Genomic DNA, 4034 nt, shown 5'->3' with positions numbered 1-4034 from the left:
TTCCTTGATCCAGACTGTCATAGTCGATGGACCACTCAGAAGGGGGCAGCTCACTTGACCGGTTTGCCGAGGCGGACGGGTGAGTAGCTTCCCCCGCCCCAGAACTTCCGGTTCTTCGACAGGAACACGGTCTGGAACCACAGGCCCCACAGCCGGAAGGCATTGAAGTCGTAATGGACGACCATGCGCGCCGGGAAATAGAGTGCACCGAACAGCGCGAGCGGGAAGAACGGATTGTGCATGATCCCCCAGAAGACCATGCAGACCATGATGATCGGGAGGATCGCCTCGAGCGGCAGCCCCATGAACACCGACGGCCTTGTCATGGCCAGGAAGACCTTGTCCTCCGCGAGCTTCTCGACCTCAGCCACCTGAGCTCATCCAGCCGACGATCGTTGTAGCCGAGAAGATGATGCCGATCCCGATCAGCACCGTGACGGCGCGCCCCCAGTCCATGCGGCCGGTGAGCTTGGCGTAGCCCACGGCCATAACGGCGATGATGCCCACCACCGACGCGACGGTGGTCATCCAATCTTTGATCGTTGTGAGGCCGGATTCGATCGCAGTACCCTGGGCGAGCGCTGGCTGCGTTAAAGACATGAAGGCCAGCACGCCGACGATCCCGACAATCTGGCGGGCGCGTCGATCCGACATCATCCGGCCCATCTTCGGTGTGAACTTCATACGAACCTCCAATTGAGTCTATCGCTCCAGGTCGGGGAGGGCGTGGATCGGCTCGATTTGCCGAACAGGCGTCGGCTCCCGCACCGAGACATCGAGGCCACGCCGGAGCACGTCCGAGATCATCTGCCGGCTCTCGAGGGTCGCCGACGCCATGCGCGTCGCGTCGCCGTCGAAAACCTCGCCGATATGCTGCTCCATCGCCGACTGCGCCTGCAGCGCGCCAGCCAGACGAGGGTCGGCCGCGACCCGCTCGGCTGCTCCATGGAGGAACAGGTCCGCCAACTCGTCTCCTACAGGCCGCCCGGCGGCCGGCTGCTGCATCGCCTCCTCGGCACGCGCAGCCGGGGTTTGGCCGGCGGACGTCCGATCCGCGAGGTTCGGTTCTGCGGCTGCACCATCGGCTCGCTCTGTGTCGGCACGGTCAGCCAGAATCATGCGCGAGCCCGCGTCTCGCGGGAGCGCATCGCGGCGGAGACCCGACCGAACGAGGTAGATCGCGTCCGCGACGTCGCTGTCCCACTCGCCGCCGCGACCCATCTCGCGTAAGGCATCGGGCGTATAGCCGGCCCGCTCGAAGGCGTTGCGGACGGTCGGACTTTCCAGCGCGCGTTCAAGAGCGCCATCCAGCGCGCCGCGGTTTTCGTCGATCCGCTCGTACAGGACCTCGCGCTCGAGGGGAGCCAGAGGACTCCGCAGGTTCTCCTGGAGAGCCCTGCGATCTTCCGTGAGCGCACTGACCTTCAGCAGCAGGCGGCTGTCGACGTCCGATAGGGAGGAGCCGGCTAGATCCGGCTGCTCCCGCTCGGAGGCTGTCTTGTCTGCCGATCGAGCCGATATCGTTTCCTCGGCATCGACCTGCGCGACGGGCAGCGGCTGTTCGACCGGCCTGCGCGCTCGATGAGGTGTATCGTCGCGGCGCGCGCTGGTCAGCCGTTCCTGCTCGGCGAAAGAAGGCTCGTATCCGCTGACCGCCAGACCTTCGCGTGCCGCCGCGGCCCAGACGGCCTTGCGGAACTCCGGGGTGCCGTCGACGTCGATCCGGTCCCAACCATTGTGCTGCGCGATCCGGACCAGACTGTCGATCGTTTCCGCATCCTCGCGACGTGCCACGATACGATCGGCGGTGATCTCGATCGCTGGGGTCTCGCGGTCGCTCAAGCGGAACAGGCCGATCCGCGGCTCGGTGCCGGCGACTTCGACCAGTCGAACCTCGTAGCGCGACTGAAGCTCGGGCGGGATGTCGAGGCCGATCGGTTCGGCCTGAACGGTAGGCTCCCGCGCTCCGCGTGCGATGCTGTTCTGGGCGCTCACTTGAACACCTCGATCGCGCGCGAGGCGACCTGTCCCACCACCCAGTCATCTTGGGTACCCGCCGGATCGCGGGCCGGACCCGGGTAGGGGAGGGCGGCAGGACGTTGCGCCATTGGTAGGGTCGGCGCAGCCTGGATCGACCCCATCGCCGTCGCGGCGGACCACACCCGGCCGACATAGCCGTTGCGTAACCCTCGGGTCAGCGTTCCCGTGTTGTACAGCGAGTAGGTCGCCGAGATCGCGTCCAGACCCGTGTAGAACCGGCTGGCCAACCCGTAGCTTTGCTGAAGGATCGACGAGGCGAGCCGCAAATTGGTGCACGGCTCGAAAACCTGTTCGACCGTGACGCCAAGCCGCGAGAAGTTCGCCGAGTTGATCTGGCCGAGGCCGACATCGACCGTGTACCCGGCTGCCATGTAGCGGCGGACGATCGTCGCACCCTCGGCGACCGAGCCGGCACGGACGCGCGGCCCTCGGTTAATGTTGATCCGAAGCGCGTCCCCGCCGCTCTCCGTCATGACGAGCGGCACCACTGCCTCCGTCGCGATCTCCGGCGCACACGCTTGCGCCAGCGTGGTAAGAGCGGAAACGTCATAGATCATTGCTGCGTCACCGTCTGGGTGCGCGTATCGAGCCTGTAGCTGGACGAGGTGCCATCCGGCTGCGTCAGCGTCAGGTCGTAGCCGTGCTTCACCGACTTCGAGCGGATCCCGACCCCGATGCAGGTCGGGAACCCACGGCCGAGCGCAAGCTCCTGCCACAGCTTGGTGATGGGGGGCACGCACGCCGCATAGGTCGTCGGAGAACCGGGCGTCGCGAGGCAAAGGACCACTTGGCAGCCCCAGTCCGAGGCGTAGGCCGGCTGGGGCGCTGCGAGCGCGACCAGACCGGCAATCGGGAACGCCAGCCCTCCGACCGCGCCACCGATCCTGTTCAGCACTTTTCCGATCATGATCCGCCTCCATGGCTCGCGCGCCACTCGGCCGCGGCGAAGACATCCCATTGTGCAGGCGCCCTCTCAGGCACCCGCAGGTCCGACGCCGGCCCGCCAGAGGCGCCGAACCCGGCGTGAGGCAGACGGCGGTCGTCGTTGGCGGCGAGGTCGACCATCCAGTCTTCGTCGGCTTCAATCGGGCGGAGCTGGTCGGTAATCTGTCCGGGTCGGGCAAAGGCGATGTGCCAATGGTTGGCATGGCCACGGTCGCCGGGACCGAGCAGCTCGATCAGATGCACACCGCTCTCGCCCATCAGGGCCCGGATCTGCTCGCGCGTGATCGAGCCGACCCCGGCCGCCGGCACGAAGTCGATCGCCTGTCCAAATTTGTGCCAGCTGTAGCGAGCCCCGTAGCTCACGTTCATCGGTCGGATCGTGTCGGTGATCCTCGCGCCGAAGGCTCTTCGGACCAGCGCCGTGACGCTCGACACCGTCGCCGGAGAGCCGACGGCGGGTGGCGCGATGCTGCCGTCGTCGATACGCGCGAGCGCGCAAGCGTCGAACACCGAGGCGGGTGTGACCCCATAGGTGGCGAAATCGCGGCCGTTGATCCCCAACGGGCCTGCCTCGAAGTCGGCGCCGAGCGCGACGAGATCGCGGACCGTCGCGATTGCGTCGACCTCATTATCCGGGGACTGCCTGAGAACCGCGCCGGTATGGATCATGATCGCGTAGGAGGGCGGTGCCGGCGATGCGGCCGTTCCCATCCCTGACGCGCAGAGCTGGATCGCTTTCGCCAATAAGCCTGCCGGAAGCACGATAACGCTCCGCCTCTTACAACGATCGGAGCGGCAAATGCTTAGTAAACCGCTCCTATCACAAGAAGCTAAGAGGCAATACGATGTCTAACAACATTAGATATGGAGTGGTTAGAGCCGTGGTTTGGAGTGAATATCAGTTTGAACTGCGTGCAAGAAGGTAAGATGATAGGCTTACGCCAAGGCCTATTGTAGGAAAGCAGCCAAGGATTGTTCAGAATGAATCCACGCTGCCTGAGCAGCCCCCACCGGGTGGTCCGGGTTGTTAGTTAGTGCATTGTCGTCTC

The 4034-nt window shown here is 65.3% G+C and carries 6 protein-coding genes; all 6 read right to left on the bottom strand.

Going from position 1 to position 4034, the window contains the following annotated elements; genetic code table 11:
* Positions 1-50: 50 nt before the first annotated feature.
* Genes ACFDS6_RS16745 through ACFDS6_RS16720 form a run of 6 tightly spaced genes read right to left on the bottom strand, consistent with a single transcriptional unit; the run spans position 51 to position 3654 of the window.
* Positions 51-371 carry a type IV secretion system protein VirB3 gene (locus ACFDS6_RS16745; RefSeq protein ID WP_018251304.1) on the bottom strand — a complete coding sequence of 107 codons (321 nt, stop codon included), beginning with the start codon at positions 369-371 and terminating at the stop codon, positions 51-53.
* Positions 364-684 (bottom strand): TrbC/VirB2 family protein, encoded by a 321-nt coding sequence (locus ACFDS6_RS16740; RefSeq protein ID WP_018251303.1) that lies wholly within the window; start codon positions 682-684, stop codon positions 364-366. Before ACFDS6_RS16740 ends, ACFDS6_RS16745 begins: the two co-directional genes overlap by 8 nt.
* Before the next feature lie 18 nt (positions 685-702).
* Positions 703-1995, bottom strand: a complete 1293-nt coding sequence (locus ACFDS6_RS16735; protein ID WP_018251302.1) for an LPD7 domain-containing protein — start codon at positions 1993-1995, stop codon at positions 703-705.
* On the bottom strand, positions 1992-2597 hold the full coding sequence (locus ACFDS6_RS16730; RefSeq protein WP_018251301.1) for a lytic transglycosylase domain-containing protein: 606 nt from the start codon (positions 2595-2597) through the stop codon (positions 1992-1994). Before ACFDS6_RS16730 ends, ACFDS6_RS16735 begins: the two co-directional genes overlap by 4 nt.
* Positions 2594-2947 carry a hypothetical protein gene (locus ACFDS6_RS16725; protein ID WP_018251300.1) on the bottom strand — a complete coding sequence of 118 codons (354 nt, stop codon included), beginning with the start codon at positions 2945-2947 and terminating at the stop codon, positions 2594-2596. The genes ACFDS6_RS16730 and ACFDS6_RS16725 overlap by 4 nt, the downstream gene beginning before the upstream one ends.
* Positions 2944-3654, bottom strand: a complete 711-nt coding sequence (locus ACFDS6_RS16720; protein WP_231376785.1) for a muramidase — start codon at positions 3652-3654, stop codon at positions 2944-2946. The genes ACFDS6_RS16725 and ACFDS6_RS16720 overlap by 4 nt, the downstream gene beginning before the upstream one ends.
* Positions 3655-4034 lie beyond the last annotated feature (380 nt).

Origin of the sequence: Sphingomonas sp. (genome assembly GCF_042095875.1) — a bacterium.
In the GTDB taxonomy this organism is placed as follows: Bacteria; Pseudomonadota; Alphaproteobacteria; order Sphingomonadales; family Sphingomonadaceae; genus Sphingomonas.
The sequence above is the reverse complement of the archived record's forward strand: the minus strand, read 5'-3'. Positions and strand labels throughout refer to the sequence as shown.

Excerpts from the sequence above, each read along its gene's own strand:
- ACFDS6_RS16720 (WP_231376785.1), bottom strand. The coding sequence starts at position 3,654 with ATGATCCATACCGGCGCGGTTCTCAGGCAGTCCCCGGATAATGAGGTC.
- ACFDS6_RS16740 (WP_018251303.1), bottom strand. The coding sequence starts at position 684 with ATGAAGTTCACACCGAAGATGGGCCGGATGATGTCGGATCGACGCGCC.
- ACFDS6_RS16730 (WP_018251301.1), bottom strand. The coding sequence starts at position 2,597 with ATGATCTATGACGTTTCCGCTCTTACCACGCTGGCGCAAGCGTGTGCG.
- ACFDS6_RS16725 (WP_018251300.1), bottom strand. The coding sequence starts at position 2,947 with ATGATCGGAAAAGTGCTGAACAGGATCGGTGGCGCGGTCGGAGGGCTG.